Here is a 15,114-nt window from a genome sequence, read left to right on the forward strand (position 1 = left end):
GATGACGGGCCAAGAACAACGCGCTGCGCTTCAACGAAAAATATGGGACATCGCAAACGATGTGCGTGGCTCGGTCGATGGTTGGGACTTTAAGCAGTATGTCCTGGGTACACTCTTCTACCGCTTCATGAGCGAGAATTTCGCCGCCTACATCGAGGCGGACGACGCCAGCATCAACTATGCTGAACTGGCGGACGAGGTCGTCACCGATGACATCAAGGATGATGCCATCAAGACCAAAGGCTATCTCATCTATCCCAGCCAGCTGTTCGCCAATGTGGCGAAAGGTGCCAACACGAATGACAGCCTGAACACCGATCTGGCTCACGCTTTCGCGGCGATCGAATTGTCGGCTAATGGCTACCCGTCCGAGCAGGACATCAGGGGGCTTTTCGCCGACTTCGATACGACCAGCACGCGGCTTGGCAACACGGTTGCGGAGAAAAACAGCCGCCTCGCCAAGGTGCTGAAACGTGTTGCAGAGCTGGATTTCGGAGGCTTCCACAACAGCCAGATTGATCTGTTCGGCGATGCATACGAATTCCTGATCTCAAACTACGCTGCCAATGCGGGCAAATCCGGTGGTGAGTTCTTCACCCCGCAACACGTCTCCAAACTCATCGCGAAGCTCGCTATGCATGGGCAGGAAAGGGTCAACAAGATATACGACCCGGCCTGCGGCTCCGGCTCGCTCCTGCTGCAAGCCAAGAAGCAATTCGACGAGCACATCATCGAAGAGGGCTTCTTCGGGCAAGAGCTCAACCACACGACCTACAACCTCGCCCGCATGAACATGTTCTTGCACAATATCAACTACGACAAGTTCAACATCCAGCGCGGCGATACGCTCACCCAGCCCCATTTCCAGGACGATAAGCCCTTTGACGCCATCGTCTCCAACCCGCCCTATTCGGTGGCTTGGATTGGCTCAGACGATCCCACCTTCATCAATGACGACCGTTTCGCGCCGGCTGGTGTACTCGCCCCGAAATCCAAAGCCGATTTTGCCTTTGTGCTACATGCGCTGAGCTACCTGTCGGCTAAGGGCCGTGCGGCGATAGTTTGCTTTCCGGGGATCTTCTATCGCGACGGGGCGGAGAAGAAAATCCGGCAGTATCTGGTCGATAACAATTACGTCGAGTCGGTGATCGCGCTTACGTCCAACCTATTCTACGGGACGAGCATCGCCGTGACGATTCTCGTTTTGGCCAAAAACAAGACCGACACGACCATCCAATTCATCGACGCTACAGGGCCGGAATTCTTCAAAAAAGGGACGAACACCAATCTGATGTCGGACGATCACATCGCTAAGGTGATGCAGATTTTCGGTAGTAAGGAAAACGTCGAACATGTCGCCGCCTCCATTCCTTATGAGAGCATCGTGACGCGAGGATATAACCTCTCGGTCAGCTCCTATGTCGAACCACGCGATACGCGCATGATCGTAAACATTAATGCTCTGAATGAAGAGATCAGCGCCAGGGTTGAGCGGATCAGTCAACTTCGCAGCGACATCGATGCCATCATCACGGAAATCGGCGCATGAGCGCGACGCTCTTTTTAGAGAAGCAGCTGGATGGAGCTGGGGTGGAGTGGGTCCCGTTGGGGGAGCTCGCAGAACTGGTAAGGGGGAACGGCCTCCCAAAATCCATTTTCGTTGAAACTGGTGTGCCTGCAATACACTATGGGCAGATTTACACTTTCTACGGCCTCGAAACGCATTCGACCATCTCATTCGTTACCAAAGAAGCAGCTGAGGGCCTCAGAAAGGTGAACTTCGGAGACGTTGTGATCACAAACACAAGTGAGAACATCGAAGACGTTGGGAAACCAGTTCTTTACCTTGGAGAAGAGCAAGCGGTTACAGGCGGCCACGCCACTATAATAAAGCCTAGTCAAAAACTTCTAGGTAAATACTTTGTCTATTTCACCCAGACGCCCGCGTTCTCAAGTGCAAAGCGAAAATTTGCGCGTGGCGCAAAAGTCATAGACCTGTCTGCACGGGACATGGCAAAAATTAAAGTCCCCGTTCCATGTCCCGCTGATCCGGAAAAGTCGTTAGCGATCCAGGGGGAGATTGTCCGGATACTCGACAGCTTTACAAAACATAATGCTGAGCTTGCTGCCGAGCTTGCGGCCCGAGAAAAGCAATACAGCTTTTACCGGGATCGACTTCTTGCCTTTGAAAATGGCAACGTCGAGTGGAGAACCTTGGAAGAGATCGGCGAGTTCATCCGCGGAAGGCGCTTCACAAAGGCAGATTATGTGGATGAAGGCATCAGCGCGATCCATTATGGGGAAATCTACACCCACTACGGCGTCTTTGCGCACCAAACGCTTTCAAAAATTAGAACCAATATGGCGGCGTCGCTGCGATATGCTGAGCCGAATGATGTTGTTATCGCAGGCGTCAGCGAAACAATCGAAGATGTTGGAAAAGCGGTTGCGTGGCTCGGGGAAGAAAAAGTCGCCATTCATGACGATAGTTATGCGTTCCGCCACAACATGAACCCGAAGTTTATTGCCTATGCGATGCAAACTACATCATTCCATGATCAAAAAGTGAAGTATGTTTCGAGTGGAAAGATAAAACGACTTCTTATCGGTGGGGTAAAAAACGTCTGTCTGCCTGTCCCGTGCCCCAATGATACTCAGAAGTCTCTCGAGGAGCAGGCCCGTATCGTCACTATTCTTGATAAATTTTACACGCTGACGGCATCGCTGACTGAAGGTTTGCCCCGCGAAATCGAGCTGCGCGAAAAGCAATATGCCTATTACCGCGACCTGCTCCTGAGCTTTCCGAAGCCTGATGAAATGGCGGCCTAAAATGGGACAGACGCTGAGCGAGATCGCAACTACGCTGCGGGACGCCAACAAAAAGGTGCAGCTACTCTATGCGTTCAATGCCTCGGGTAAGACGCGCCTGTCACGCGAATTTAAAGATCTAATAGACCCCAAGGCCGATGAGCAGGACGATGATCGCCGGCCAAAGGTTCTCTACTATAATGCTTTCACCGAAGATCTATTTTATTGGGACAATGATCTGGACGCCGACACGGAGCGTAAGATTTGTATTCATCCGAACGCTTTCACCAAGTCCGCTTTTGAAGATCTCGGTCTGGATAATAGGGTTATTACAACGTTTCAGCGTTATACTCGGTCGAATCTAACGCCTCGGTTCAGCGTGGACTTTTCTGAAGTTGCGTTCTCACTTGAGGGCGGAGACGATACAAGCACTGGCAACCTGAAGATCTCCAAGGGCGAAGAGAGCAACTTCATCTGGAGTGTTTTCTACTGCCTAATGGACCAGGTCATCAGCACGCGCAACGTGGTGGAACTCGATGAGCGCGAGACGGATCAGTTCAATGATCTTGAATTTATCTTCATCGATGACCCAGTCAGTTCGTTGGATGACAACCACCTCATTCAGCTTGCCGTCGATGTGGCGGGCCTGATCAAGAGAAGCGATACTGCGAATGGCTTGAAGTTCGTCATCACGACGCACAACCCTCTGTTCTTCAACGTGATGTTCAACGAACTTAGTTTGGCACGGAGTCAAAACTCCACACGCATGCTTAGCCGGTTTGATGACGGCACATTCTCGCTGGAATCCAAAAACGGCGATTCGAACAAGAGCTTTTCCTACCACCTCTACCTGAAGCAGACGCTGGAGCAGGCTATCGAGGCGGATAAGATCGAACGGTACCACTTCACCCTTTTGCGCAATCTCTATGAGAAGACATCCAACTTTTTGGGCTATCCGCAGTGGTCACAGTTGCTGCCGGGCGACCAACAACTTTATCTGAACCGCATCATTCAGTTTACTAGCCATAGCACGCTCTCCAGCGAGGCGGTTGCCGAGCCGTCACCACAGGAAAAGCAGACTGTAAAGCTGCTAATGGAGCACCTGCGCAACAATTACAGCTATTGGCAGGAGGGGGCACCAAATGGCTGAACAGATAACCGCCATCGCAGAGACCAATCGCTTTATCGTACTCGATAAATATGTGCGCACAAGGGAAGCGGCCCACACCTATCAGTCCGAGGCCGACCTGGAGCGAGAGCTGATTCAGGACTTGCGCAATCAGGGCTACGAATATCTGGCCGGTCTAAAATCTACTGACGCCATGTTGGCTAATGTGCGCACCCAGCTGCAATTGCTCAATGATGCTCATTTCACTGATAAAGAGTGGGTGCGGTTCCTTGAAACCTATTTAGATCGCCCCAGCGACAGCATGACGGACAAAGCCCGCAAGATCCATGACGACTATATCTTTGATTTTGTCTTCGATGACGGTCGTATTCAGAACATTTATCTTGTCGACAAGACGAATGTCTGCCGCAACAAGGTCCAGGTCATCAAGCAATTCGAGCAGGCCGGGACGCACGCGAACCGCTACGATGTGACGATCCTGGTGAATGGGCTGCCTCTGGTGCAGGTCGAGTTAAAAAAGCGAGGCGTTGCCATCCGAGAGGCGTTCAATCAGATACACCGCTACAGCAAAGAGAGTTTCAATTCCGACAGCTCACTTTTCAAATATCTGCAGCTCTTTGTGATCTCAAACGGAACAAGCACACGCTACTTCGCCAACACCACCAAGCGCGATAAGAACAGCTTCGACTTTACCATGGATTGGGCGCAGGCCGATAACAGCCGAATCAGGGATTTGAAGGACTTTACGGCAACGTTCTTCGAGAAGCGCACTTTGCTCAAAGTGGTCTTCGACTATTCGGTCTTCGATGTTAGTGACACGCTTCTAGTGATGCGTCCCTATCAGATCGCGGCAACCGAACGCATTCTGCGGAAAATCAAAAGCTCGTTCGAAGGCAAGACGTTGAACAAGCCGGACAGCGGCGGGTTCATCTGGCACACGACAGGGTCTGGGAAGACCCTGACCAGCTTCAAGGCTGCTCGTCTCGCCACCGAACTTGATTTTATAGATAAGGTCTTTTTCGTAGTTGACCGTAAGGACCTTGATTACCAAACCATCAAGGAGTATCAGCGGTTCTCCCCCGATAGCGTCAACGGATCAGACAACACGGCGGGCCTGAAGCGGAACCTGTCGAAAGACGATAACAAGATCATCGTCACGACGATCCAAAAGCTCAACAATTTGATGAAAAGCGAGGGGGACCTACCGGTCTATTCGCAGCGTGTCGTCTTCGTTTTCGATGAATGCCACCGCAGTCAATTTGGTGAAGCGCAAAAGAACCTAAAGCGCAAATTCAGGCACTTCGCCCAGTTTGGTTTCACTGGAACTCCTATATTTCCCGAAAACGCTTCTGGGGCTGATACGACGGCCAGCGTTTTCGGAAGCGAACTGCACTCCTATGTGATCACTGACGCGATCCGTGATGAAAAGGTGCTCAAATTCAAGGTCGATTATAACGATGTGCGCCCAAAATTTAAGGCGATTGAGATCGAACAGGACGAGAAAAAACTGACCGCTGCTGAGAACCGATTAGTTTTACAGCACCCTGAGCGGATCGCTCAGATCTCGCGATACATCCTGGATAATTTTCGTCGTAAGACGCATCGGCTCTATGGCGGAAATAAAGGCTTCAACGCTCTGTTCGCGGTTAGCAGTGTTGATGCTGCGAAACTCTATTATGAAAAACTGAATGATCTCCAGGTAGGCAGTGACAGTCCACTGAAGATTGCGACCATTTTTTCATTCGCGGCGAATGAAGAGCAGGACGCCGTTGGCGATATTGCCGACGAGAGTTTTGAGGTCTCTGCGCTCAACAGCAGTGCCAAAGAATTTCTCAGTGCTGCCGTCACTGACTATAACGCGCTTTTTCGGACAAATTTCAGCGTCGATAACAAAGGCTTCCAGAACTATTATCGGGACTTAGCCCAGAGGGTAAAGACTAAGGAGGTTGATTTGCTCATCGTAGTGGGGATGTTTCTCACAGGTTTCGATGCGCCAACCCTCAACACACTTTTCGTGGACAAAAACCTGCGTTATCACGGTCTCATCCAGGTCTATTCACGCACTAACCGCATTTATGATGCAACCAAGTCCTTCGGTAATATTGTCACCTTCCGCGACCTGGAAGAAGCCACCGTCAAAGCGATCACGCTTTTTGGCAACGCCAACACGAAGAACGTCGTTCTGGAGAAGAGCTACTCAGAATATATGGAGGGCTTCACAGACCAAGCGACCGGCGAGGCGCGGCGCGGCTTCGTCGAGGTGCTCCAGGAACTTGTCGAGCGTTTCCCGGACCCAGCCGCCATCGAAAAAGAAGCAGATAAAAAGGCCTTCGCGAAGCTGTTTGGCGAATACCTCCGTGTGGAGAATATCCTCCAGAACTACGATGAATATTCCAGCCTTATGCAACTTCAGGAGATCGACGAACGAGATGAGAAAGCCTTGGCGGCTTTTAAAGAGCGGCATCACTTGAGCGAGGATCATTACCTTCAGCTCAAATCTATCCAAATGCCATCTTACCGGAAGGTCCAGGACTACCGTTCAACCTATAACGATATCCGGGATTGGCTTCGCCGCGTAAAGTCTAGCGCGGATCAAGTCAAGTCGACTGTCAGCTGGGACGAAATAGTATTTGAGGTTGAACTTCTCAAGTCGCAGGAAATAAATCTTGATTACATTCTCGAGCTCATATTCGATCATAACAAGAAGATTAATAGCAAATTGGAACTGGTGGACGGAATTCTTCGGGTTGTCCGGGGCAGTATCGGCAATCGCGCCAAGGAGGGACTGATCGTTGATTTCATCAAACAGACAAACTTAGATGAAATTGACGACAAAGCTGGCGTGATTGAAGCCTTCTACGCGTTTGCGCAATCTGCGCAACGGCGGGAAGCAGAAGAGCTCATCGCTGACGAGAAGCTGAACCCAGATGCCACTAAGCGGTATATTGCAACCTCAATCAAGCGCGAGTATGCGAGCGAGAATGGTACGGAGTTGAATTCTATCTTGCCGAGGATGAGTCCGCTCAACCCGCAATATCTGATCAAAAAGCAAGCCGTTTTCGAACGCATATCCTCATTCGTTGAAAAGTTTAGGGGTGTTGGAGGAATGATCTAGAGGCAACGGCTTTACTTCGACGTTCGAGCTATTGTGGGAAGTCGCTTGGGCGCAGGCGCTGTTCTGAGATGCCGAATTTACCTAAAGAGGCGCCGTTCCCGAGGGCCTGGAACCGGAGGCGGCAACCGGGAAGGATAGATCGCGGCGGCAGCGGGAGGACGGTGCACGCGTCCCCCATCCGGGACAGAAAGGCTCGCTCTCCCTCCAGGAGGAAGCTCGATGAACGTCGAAAGAGAGTCCCCTCAAATACATGACCCTCGTGCGATGTCTCGCAGGTGGGACGGTTCGTCCAGATAACCGAGCCATTCGTCCGTCAGTGGATCGCTAGGTTTGGCCTTGTGACAAGCGGTAGCTTGATCGAGGCAGCGATGAAAACGGTATCGAGCAAACCCTAAGCGAAATTCCTGGTCCTGGGCGCAACCGGCGGAACCGGGAGGCTCATCGTCGCGCAGGCGCTGGCGCGGGGCTACGACGTCAAGGCCCTGGTGCGCTCGCCCGAGAAGGCGAACGCCCTTCTCGGCGCCAGGTTGGTCGTAGGCGACGCCCGGGACCCGAGGACGCTACGCGAGGCCCTTAGGGGGCGGGACGCGGTAGTCAGCGCACTTGGTACGCCGGCAAGCCCGTTCCGTGAGGTGACGCTCCTGTCCGAGGTCACCCGCGCTTTCGTCGACGCCATGAAGGCTGAATAAGTCGCTCGGCTGGTCGCCATCACCGGGATCGAGGCGGGCGACAGCCGAGGGCATGGCGGCTTCGCCTTCGACAGGTTAATCCTCCCGCTGCTACTGCGCCATGTCTACGCCGACAAGGACCGCCAGGAAGCCATCATCAGGGAGAGCGGCCTCGACTGGGTGCTCGTCCGTCCCGCCATCCTGAGCAACAAAGCCGGCCGCGGCGCCGTTCGTGCGCTCACCGACCTTTCGGGCTTCCATGGTGAGTCCGTCGCCCGAGAGGACGTTGCGCGCTTCGTGCTCGATCAGGTCGAGGTCGACACCTGGATGGGTCGTGCGCCCCTAATCACCTGGTGAGCGCCCCCCCGGCCTAACCTGTTGCTTCACGAAGACGGTCGTATGTCGCGCTCGCGAGCGCGGGTGGCGGGGGGAGCGAGTGGCCATCCGACGACCTGTTCGCCTTCCTCGACGTCCAGGCCGAGACGGTGATCGGCCGCTGCACACGCCGGCACCGTTCGGTCGAGTTCCGCGCCTTTCTCGATCAGATCAAGGTGGCCGTACTGAACGATCTCGACGTGCACCTTGTGATCGACGACGCGGCTATCAACAAAACCAAGCTGATCCGTGACTGACTCGTGAAGCGTCCACGCAGGCACCTTCACTTCACGCCGATCTCCGCGTCCTGGCTTAAGCTGGTTTGCCCTTCTGACCCCTCGGACCCAGCAGCGGTGGTGGCTTCCAACAATCAGAGTTCTCATTGCAACCCTTATCCGCTGTTCAATGCCATCATTCGAGGTTGCATCAGCCACACGTTAGCGACCATCACCAGCGTATTATAGGATCATTTTCTTGACAACACAGCCGGTTTTGTTATGCTGGCGGTGTTGGTTGGCGAACCAATTTGCCGCTTCGGTGCCAGCCGACACTCACACAGAAGGCGTGCCATGCAGAGGCGATCACGAGCACAACGGCCCCGGCCGCCATCGTGCGTCAGCCAGCGCCCGCCCCTCCCCAGCACCTCCACGGAAGGCCCCCATCACGGGGGCCTTCGTCGTTTCAGGGACCTTTTATGAGCGCCAAACCCTCACTCCGCACCAACCTGCCCGCCCTCATCAATGAGGCGCCGCTTACCCGCCAGCCACCGGCCCTGGTGCTGTTCGGCCGCAACCGCGGCGGTAAGCCTTGCGCCGCCTGGTTCGACGGCAATCAAGCAGAGGCAGCCACTGCCCTTGCGGTCACGATGAAGCTGCGCGTGTTGCCGGTCGCCGACGACGAACAGCGGGCGCTTGCGCTGCAGCTTGCCCACGGCCGCATCCTCCCGAGCGGCAAGGCGCATGTGCCTGGCGCTCGCCGCGATCTCTACGGTCGACTCGTGGCGCTGGCCGGCGAGAGTGCCGGTCTCAGCATCACCGAACGCCCCGAGGAGCGGGGTGAGCAGACTTGCGAGGCCGATGCGTTTCCCTGGGCGACACTCGCGACAGCCAAGAGTGCAGAGGCTGAGCCTTCGAGTGCTCCCGCCGCCACGTCGCCCGTAGCCGACGTGCCGAAAGTGGTCCCGGCGGTCGCAACCGCAGATACGCCCGCGAAGCCTCGCCCCGGGGATGGTCTCTTCGTCGGGGAGGTAAAGCCAACCACGCGCGAGCAGATCGGCCTTGGTAGCATTGTCCTCGCCCAGGAGGGGCCCGACGAGGGCTGGTGGGAGGCCGAGGTGATCGGCTGCAACGGCCGGGTTTTTTCACTGCGATGGAGGGACTACGATCCCGTCGCTTTCCCGACGGTTCTGCGCGAGCTGAGTGAACTCGCGTTGCTGCCCCTCAGAGAGGCCTAGCCGCCAAGGGCCATCGAGTCCGGATCAGGCATGGCCGGCCCGGGCGCCCCAACGGCGACCCTGCGCGTCCGCCGCCTCAGCCTATCCCTTCTCATCCTCCGAGGCTTCTATGACCGACCTCCTCGACGTCGGGCGCGTTGCTGCGCTCAACGACATCCTACGCCGCTCGCTGTCGGGCGGCACCCTCGTCCTCACCGCCGGCGTCGTGGCGCTCGGCCGTGAGCGCCAGCAGACCATCCTCGACGCCATCGCCGCCTTCGATCGCTTCGAGCCCGACAACGATCCCTACGGCGAGCACGATTTCGGCGCGGTGGAAGCCGCTGGCGAGCACATCCTTTGGAAGATCGACTGCTTCGACGGCGATCGTGTTCTTACCATTCTGCTCGTCGGGGAATATTGAGGTGGACTGGCCCGAAGATGCCTTGCCCAACGCGGCCCAGCCACTGGCGCGGGGATCACCGACCCGCCGGCGCCTACTCGCTCTCCTGAGGGGACTGCCGGCATTGGGGAAGGAGGCGGTGGGTGCCGAGCAGCCCTCATCGAAGGCGGCTTTCCTCGACCCCGTCGCCGATCCGATACAGCGGCTTTTCGCGGAGTTTCAGGCGCTGCTCGACCGGCATGAGGCCGCGCTGGCGTACTGCGACCGGATCGAGGCGACACTCCTCGGCCAGATGGATCACCCGCGGGTGCCATTACCGCCCGCTTGGGACGGAGCGCGCCGCCAGGCCGCCGACGCGCTGACCATCTTGCAGGCTGTCCTTCCGGGCCGCCAACAGCATCGCCTGCAACGCGTGCTCCAGCGTCGGCAACGGCGATGGGACGAGGCAGCGCACAACGCCGGGCTGACAGCCGCCCTCGTGGCCGAAGCTGAACTCGATGGGGCCGTCCTCGACAAGGCCGATGGGCTGCTTGCAACCCCTGCCCGGACCCTCGACGCGGTGGTCCTGAAGCTGCTCGTCCTACTGAGCATACGCGAGCCCGAGCCCGTCACGTGCGGGCTGTCGCAGTCGCGCGAACTACGGCTGATCCTCATGGATCTCAGGGGCCTTGCAGACCGCGGCAGGTCGGGTTCGTGACCGCGCCCCTACAACGTGTGCTTACGCCCGGCCCGCAGCGGTACTATTCCAGCTCTTCGCGATGCCCTGCTCGGCCAGCAGACTGCGCAACTCCGACAGAAATTCATTGCCTGCGCCTCATTGAGATTCAGGATCAGGTTTGCGTGTTGCTTGCACCAGTCGCCACCTTGCGACCTGGCCGTCATCCACCCCTCCGGCTCGGAGCTCTCCTACGAGCGTATGCGGCTGAACAGGCTGACCCTACGCGCCGCGCCGCACCGAAAGCATACTTCCTCCACGGAGTGTACGACGCGTTCGGGCAGGACGGATGACAAAGGCGAGGACATCGACTCTCCTGTCGACAGCTAAAGGGGAATCAAATCAGCACGCACCTGAAACCAGTCCATAACCTCGCGTGGTCGGCAACTGCTCTAGGTGTCGCCAAGCGATTTTTATGGTAGCCATCTCTGGGCCTATTAGCGCAATTTGTCCTCAAAAAAACCAATTATGTAAGGGATGTAGATTCATGGAAGCGACGCCAGCACGAGTTATTCAATACTTTCATGGAGAAAAACAAAGCCTAATACCGCTATTTCAGCGTCCTTACTCATGGAGGAAGTCCAACTGGGAAACGTTATGGAATGATATAATTGTTCAATATGATTCTGACGATGCTCAATCGCATTTTATGGGAGCAATAGTTTCTGTACCCGCAAAAAGCGTCCCTGTTGGGGTAAGTAAGCATCTGATTATTGACGGACAGCAGCGCCTTACAACCGTAGCAATAATATTATGTGCCCTTCGCGACATTGTTGAAAAAAACACATCGGATCGAATTCATGAAGTTTATTTAGTAAATAAGTTTAGGGACCCAGAAGATACATTAAAGTTTGTTCCTACACAGTTAGATCGGGAAACTTTTAATTTATTAGTGCTACAGCGCCAACCTCCTGAGAATGACTCTTTGATGAGCCAAGCTTATGGCTACTTTAAAAACCAGCTCTTGTCTGGCGTTGACGGAAATGGTGATCCTATTGATCCCCAGAAAATTCTCACGACAATGGAGCATTCGCTGCAGGTCGTAATGATAAATATCGGAGAGTCGGATGACCCATATCTGATTTTCGAAAGCTTAAATTTTAAAGGACAACCACTCACACAGGCCGATCTCGTTCGAAACTACTTGTTGATGCGTTTCAAGCACGCCATAACAGCAGGAGGCGAGCAGGAAAGAATTCATAAGTATTTTTGGATGCCGATACAGGAAAGCCTCGGAGATAAAATTACTGAATTTTTGCGCCATTATGCGATGAAAGACGGCGACAACATCAACCAAGGTGGTATATACGTAGCAATAAAGCAGAAGTTTAAGGATATTGAAGGGCCAGAATTAGTAGAAGCTAAAATATCTGAAATGCGTTTATTTGCAGCTTATTATGCTTCTATGTTAAACCCATCGCTTGAGGCCAACGTAACGATTAGACAGTCTCTGCAAAAAATTGGTGAGTTAGAAATCACCACGTCATATCCATTGATGCTGCAGCTAATTTCAGCGCAGAAATCGGGGCATTTAAGCGTCGAGGATCTATGCGACTGTATTTCGATAATTGAGTCGTTTGTTGTAAGGCGGTCGGTGTGTGGCGTCCCAACGAATGCGCTAAACAAGTTATTTTTAGGGTGGTGCAAAGCTTTTCCTAGGGTCGAACACAAGCAGTGGCTTTATGGAGTGATGTCATCAGGTAACGGAGGCCGCCGATACCCTGGTGATGAAGAGTTTGGAGAAGCTTTCAAAAATCAGCCTCAGTATGGTCGTGGATCTACCCGCTTTATACTTGTTAGACTAGAAAGGCATTATGGTCATAAAGAGCCTGCTGACCTAACTGGCGCTACGATTGAGCATATCCTACCCCAAACCTTAACTCCGGCATGGGAGGAAATGCTTGGTCCAGATGCTCTCTTACAACATGACAAGCTGAAAGACCGTTTTGGAAATTTGAGTCTAACTGCCTATAATTCAGAGCTCGGAAATTTGTCATTTGAAGACAAAAAAGAAAGATTGAAAGATACGCATATTGGACTTAATAAATGGATTGTTTCGCGGGCGTTCTGGACAGAACAGGAGATTACTCTCCGCGGTGAAAATCTTTTCAAAAGTGCGATGACGCTATGGCAGGGGCCTGCAGGATCGGCATAATCATTACGCTCAATGCCAAAAATTATAGATTTTATATAAACTTATAACAAATAGAAGTCGGAACCTATGTTTAGTTACGACTTCTATTATCTTCATCGGATTAAATTTAATCAGTAACATCGTATTATGTTGTACCTGATTTTAAAGGCTTACTATGGACTGGTTTGAACGTATTACTGGATTTCGAGAGACGAGCTACAGAGAGACCCAGACTCGTTTGTGTTTACGCGATGGCTGCCTCATCCGAAAAGACACACGTGAGAATTTTGCCGTTGGGACTTTTAGTTTGCCGACTATAGCCGAGCTGCGTGCCGCCGCGGCTGATATGCATAGGACAGGACGGCTGCGTCTATCTATTGTGGAAGGCGACGTACGCGCGATGCATCTGGCACCCGAAAACCGCGGGGCTCTATTCCAGGTCGCTTCGCAGTTCAACATGCTGGAGATGGTCGGACCAGACGTGACTCCGGAGAACGGCGTCGCCGGCTACGCCCACGACCGTACGCAAGGCCCGGCCTGTGCGATGGCGGGGGGCGCAGCCACGATCTACCGCAACTATCTGGTGCCCGTGGCGGGCGAGACCGGGCAGACGTCCCAGAGGCAGCTCGATGGCCTTGCCGACCTCGGAGATACCCTCGCGCAGCATCTTGGTATCGACCGTGCGGCGCTATGGACGATGCGCAACGGCTACGCGCTTCCGACTCAAGCAGGACTCGCCGCCATCGCTGAGCACTTGAGCACAGCGGATGCTGGCACACTCGACGCTTTGCGCGGTCGGTTAAGGCTCGGCTTGCACACTGACGTCGAAGTAACCGACGGCCCGGCGCCTCGACAGCTGGTAAGCCAGATCTTCTGCTCGGCGCTGCCGGTGGCCTACGCACGGCTGCCGAGTGCGTCCTGGGCACCGTTCGCACGCCTGGTTCTCGAGGCGGCCTACGAGGGGACCCTGATGGCCGGCCTCCTGAACGCTGCGCGTGGCGCTTCGAACCGCGTGCTGCTCACGCGGCTCGGCGGGGGTGCCTTCGGCAACTCGGACGAATGGATCGACGCAGCTATGCTACGGGCACTGCGGCTGGCCGGCGACCATGACCTCGATGTCGCTGTGGTGAGCTACGGGCATCCGTCGTCGGGGTTGCGGGATCTCGTGCGCCGATACGACGATCCAAATAAGGGGCGGTAGGATCAACCTGATCGCATTTTGCTCGTCGTTGCCCGAGGATCTTTGCGGGAAGGATCAAGGTTCCGCGTAAGCGTCCTGCGCCGCTTGAACGCCGTCAACCACGAGACCCATCGCGATCCGTAGGCAGGTCACCGTAGCGTCAAGGTCAAGCAGGCCGTCGATGCCTAGCTTGATCCAATCCTCTCGTTCAAGCCCCGCCACTGTCATCCAGGTTCCGGACGCGATGCGTCGCGGAGGTCGGATCGTCCGTCCACTACGCTTCGCTGCATCGATTAGCGTTGAACGCCACGCGTCGCGCGGGCCAACCTTGTCGGGCCCTTCCTCAACGGAAATCTTGAAGCATACTGGCCCCTGCTCGACCTGGAGGTACAGGCTGTGCATCCGGCCCGTCCCCGGATTTTTCCAGGACCGTCCGTGCCACCAGGCACCGAGGAAGCCACCGCTGGGGTTCGCCACATAGTCCCAGTCGAGGTCGTCGAACTCGACCTGCAGGCGGGTGTACATGCCGATCCAGGGCCACGCTCCTTCCCAGGCAGCGGGGGGCACCGACCGGAAGGACTGCACCGCCGCCTCCATCTCCTCTATGACGGCGATAAAACCGTAGAGTATAGGATGATCGCTCGCTGCGCAGGCAGGGCGGAGGAAGCTCAGGAGCCTGTCTCGACCGATCCGTTTGAAACCGACCTCGTCGACCTTGTCGTAGCGCGCCTGGTCGCCGGTCTTAAGGAACACAGGTGCGATGCGCCTTCCGGGAAACGCTTTGGCGACGCGGTCCCTGTACCGCGTAAGCTGATCGCCGTGGATGCCGGCGTGGATCTTGTCCTCGATCAGCAGCACTAGATCGTCGCCAACCTCGACAAGGATGTCGACGTAGTTGTACTGCCGGTGGACGATTGCGCGGGTCCGCCCTTCCATTGCAAGGTCATGCTCGCCGAGCAGCATATTCACGAAGCCGCGGCCAATTCCGTGTAAAGCAGCATCCGTGGCGGCGTACGCGTCATAGGCCCACGCAAGAAGCCAGCAGAAGAATGCGTCCTGCGACAGCTCCTTTGTGGCGTACTTGAACAGGTTCGGTGGCGCTGACGCGGGCAATGTGGCAGGTGTCTGCAATTACCGTCTCCCTCGCGATTTTTGATA

Annotated in this window: 10 protein-coding genes and 2 pseudogenes; 11 read left to right on the plus strand and 1 reads right to left on the minus strand. The window is 55.0% G+C overall.

All coding sequences use genetic code 11. The annotated features are described in order from the left end of the window. The 11 genes and pseudogenes from ASF18_RS20365 to ASF18_RS20405 form a co-directional block, all read left to right on the plus strand. Nucleotides 1-1,549: type I restriction-modification system subunit M (locus ASF18_RS20365; RefSeq protein WP_056355257.1), on the plus strand; the 1,549-nt coding region annotated here is incomplete at its 5' end. Then, nucleotides 1,546-2,829, plus strand: coding sequence for a restriction endonuclease subunit S (locus tag ASF18_RS20370; protein WP_056354677.1), 1,284 nt, complete (start codon nucleotides 1,546-1,548; stop codon nucleotides 2,827-2,829). The genes ASF18_RS20365 and ASF18_RS20370, both read left to right, overlap by 4 nt. A gap of 1 nt (nucleotide 2,830) precedes the next feature. Beyond that, nucleotides 2,831-3,958, plus strand: coding sequence for an AAA family ATPase (locus ASF18_RS20375; protein ID WP_056354679.1), 1,128 nt, complete (start codon nucleotides 2,831-2,833; stop codon nucleotides 3,956-3,958). Further along, nucleotides 3,951-7,052: a type I restriction endonuclease subunit R gene (locus tag ASF18_RS20380; protein WP_056354682.1), complete on the plus strand. Its 3,102-nt coding sequence runs from the start codon at nucleotides 3,951-3,953 to the stop codon at nucleotides 7,050-7,052. Before ASF18_RS20375 ends, ASF18_RS20380 begins: the two co-directional genes overlap by 8 nt. Nucleotides 7,053-7,456: 404 nt before the next feature. Further along, a pseudogene (locus tag ASF18_RS20385) lies at nucleotides 7,457-8,077 on the plus strand (SDR family oxidoreductase). Nucleotides 8,078-8,163: 86 nt separating this feature from the next. Continuing rightward, nucleotides 8,164-8,449 (plus strand): annotated as a pseudogene (locus ASF18_RS23295) (transposase); the annotation flags it as partial. A gap of 340 nt (nucleotides 8,450-8,789) precedes the next feature. Continuing rightward, the gene (locus tag ASF18_RS24940; protein ID WP_056354685.1) at nucleotides 8,790-9,548 is read left to right on the plus strand and encodes a hypothetical protein; all 759 of its coding nucleotides are present in this window, start codon (nucleotides 8,790-8,792) and stop codon (nucleotides 9,546-9,548) included. Nucleotides 9,549-9,657: 109 nt separating this feature from the next. Further along, nucleotides 9,658-9,948, plus strand: a complete 291-nt coding sequence (locus ASF18_RS20395; RefSeq protein ID WP_056354688.1) for a DUF3768 domain-containing protein — start codon at nucleotides 9,658-9,660, stop codon at nucleotides 9,946-9,948. 118 nt (nucleotides 9,949-10,066) lie between these two features. Next, nucleotides 10,067-10,624 (plus strand): hypothetical protein, encoded by a 558-nt coding sequence (locus ASF18_RS20400; protein WP_244472784.1) that lies wholly within the window; start codon nucleotides 10,067-10,069, stop codon nucleotides 10,622-10,624. Between the two features lie 505 nt (nucleotides 10,625-11,129). Beyond that, nucleotides 11,130-12,797, plus strand: a complete 1,668-nt coding sequence (locus ASF18_RS23960; RefSeq protein WP_162239183.1) for a DUF262 domain-containing protein — start codon at nucleotides 11,130-11,132, stop codon at nucleotides 12,795-12,797. A 379-nt stretch (nucleotides 12,798-13,176) separates the two neighbouring features. Continuing rightward, nucleotides 13,177-13,977 carry a hypothetical protein gene (locus ASF18_RS20405; RefSeq protein ID WP_244472785.1) on the plus strand — a complete coding sequence of 267 codons (801 nt, stop codon included), beginning with the start codon at nucleotides 13,177-13,179 and terminating at the stop codon, nucleotides 13,975-13,977. Nucleotides 13,978-14,031: 54 nt separating this feature from the next. Here ASF18_RS20405 and ASF18_RS20410 read toward each other — a convergent pair whose 3' ends face one another. After that, entirely contained in the window at nucleotides 14,032-15,087 is a 1,056-nt protein-coding gene (locus ASF18_RS20410) for a PD-(D/E)XK nuclease family protein (protein ID WP_156650045.1), read from the minus strand. Nucleotides 15,088-15,114: the final 27 nt, after the last annotated feature.

The sequence above is a fragment of the Methylobacterium sp. Leaf89 genome (genome assembly GCF_001422215.1).
Lineage (GTDB): Bacteria > Pseudomonadota > Alphaproteobacteria > Rhizobiales > Beijerinckiaceae > Methylobacterium.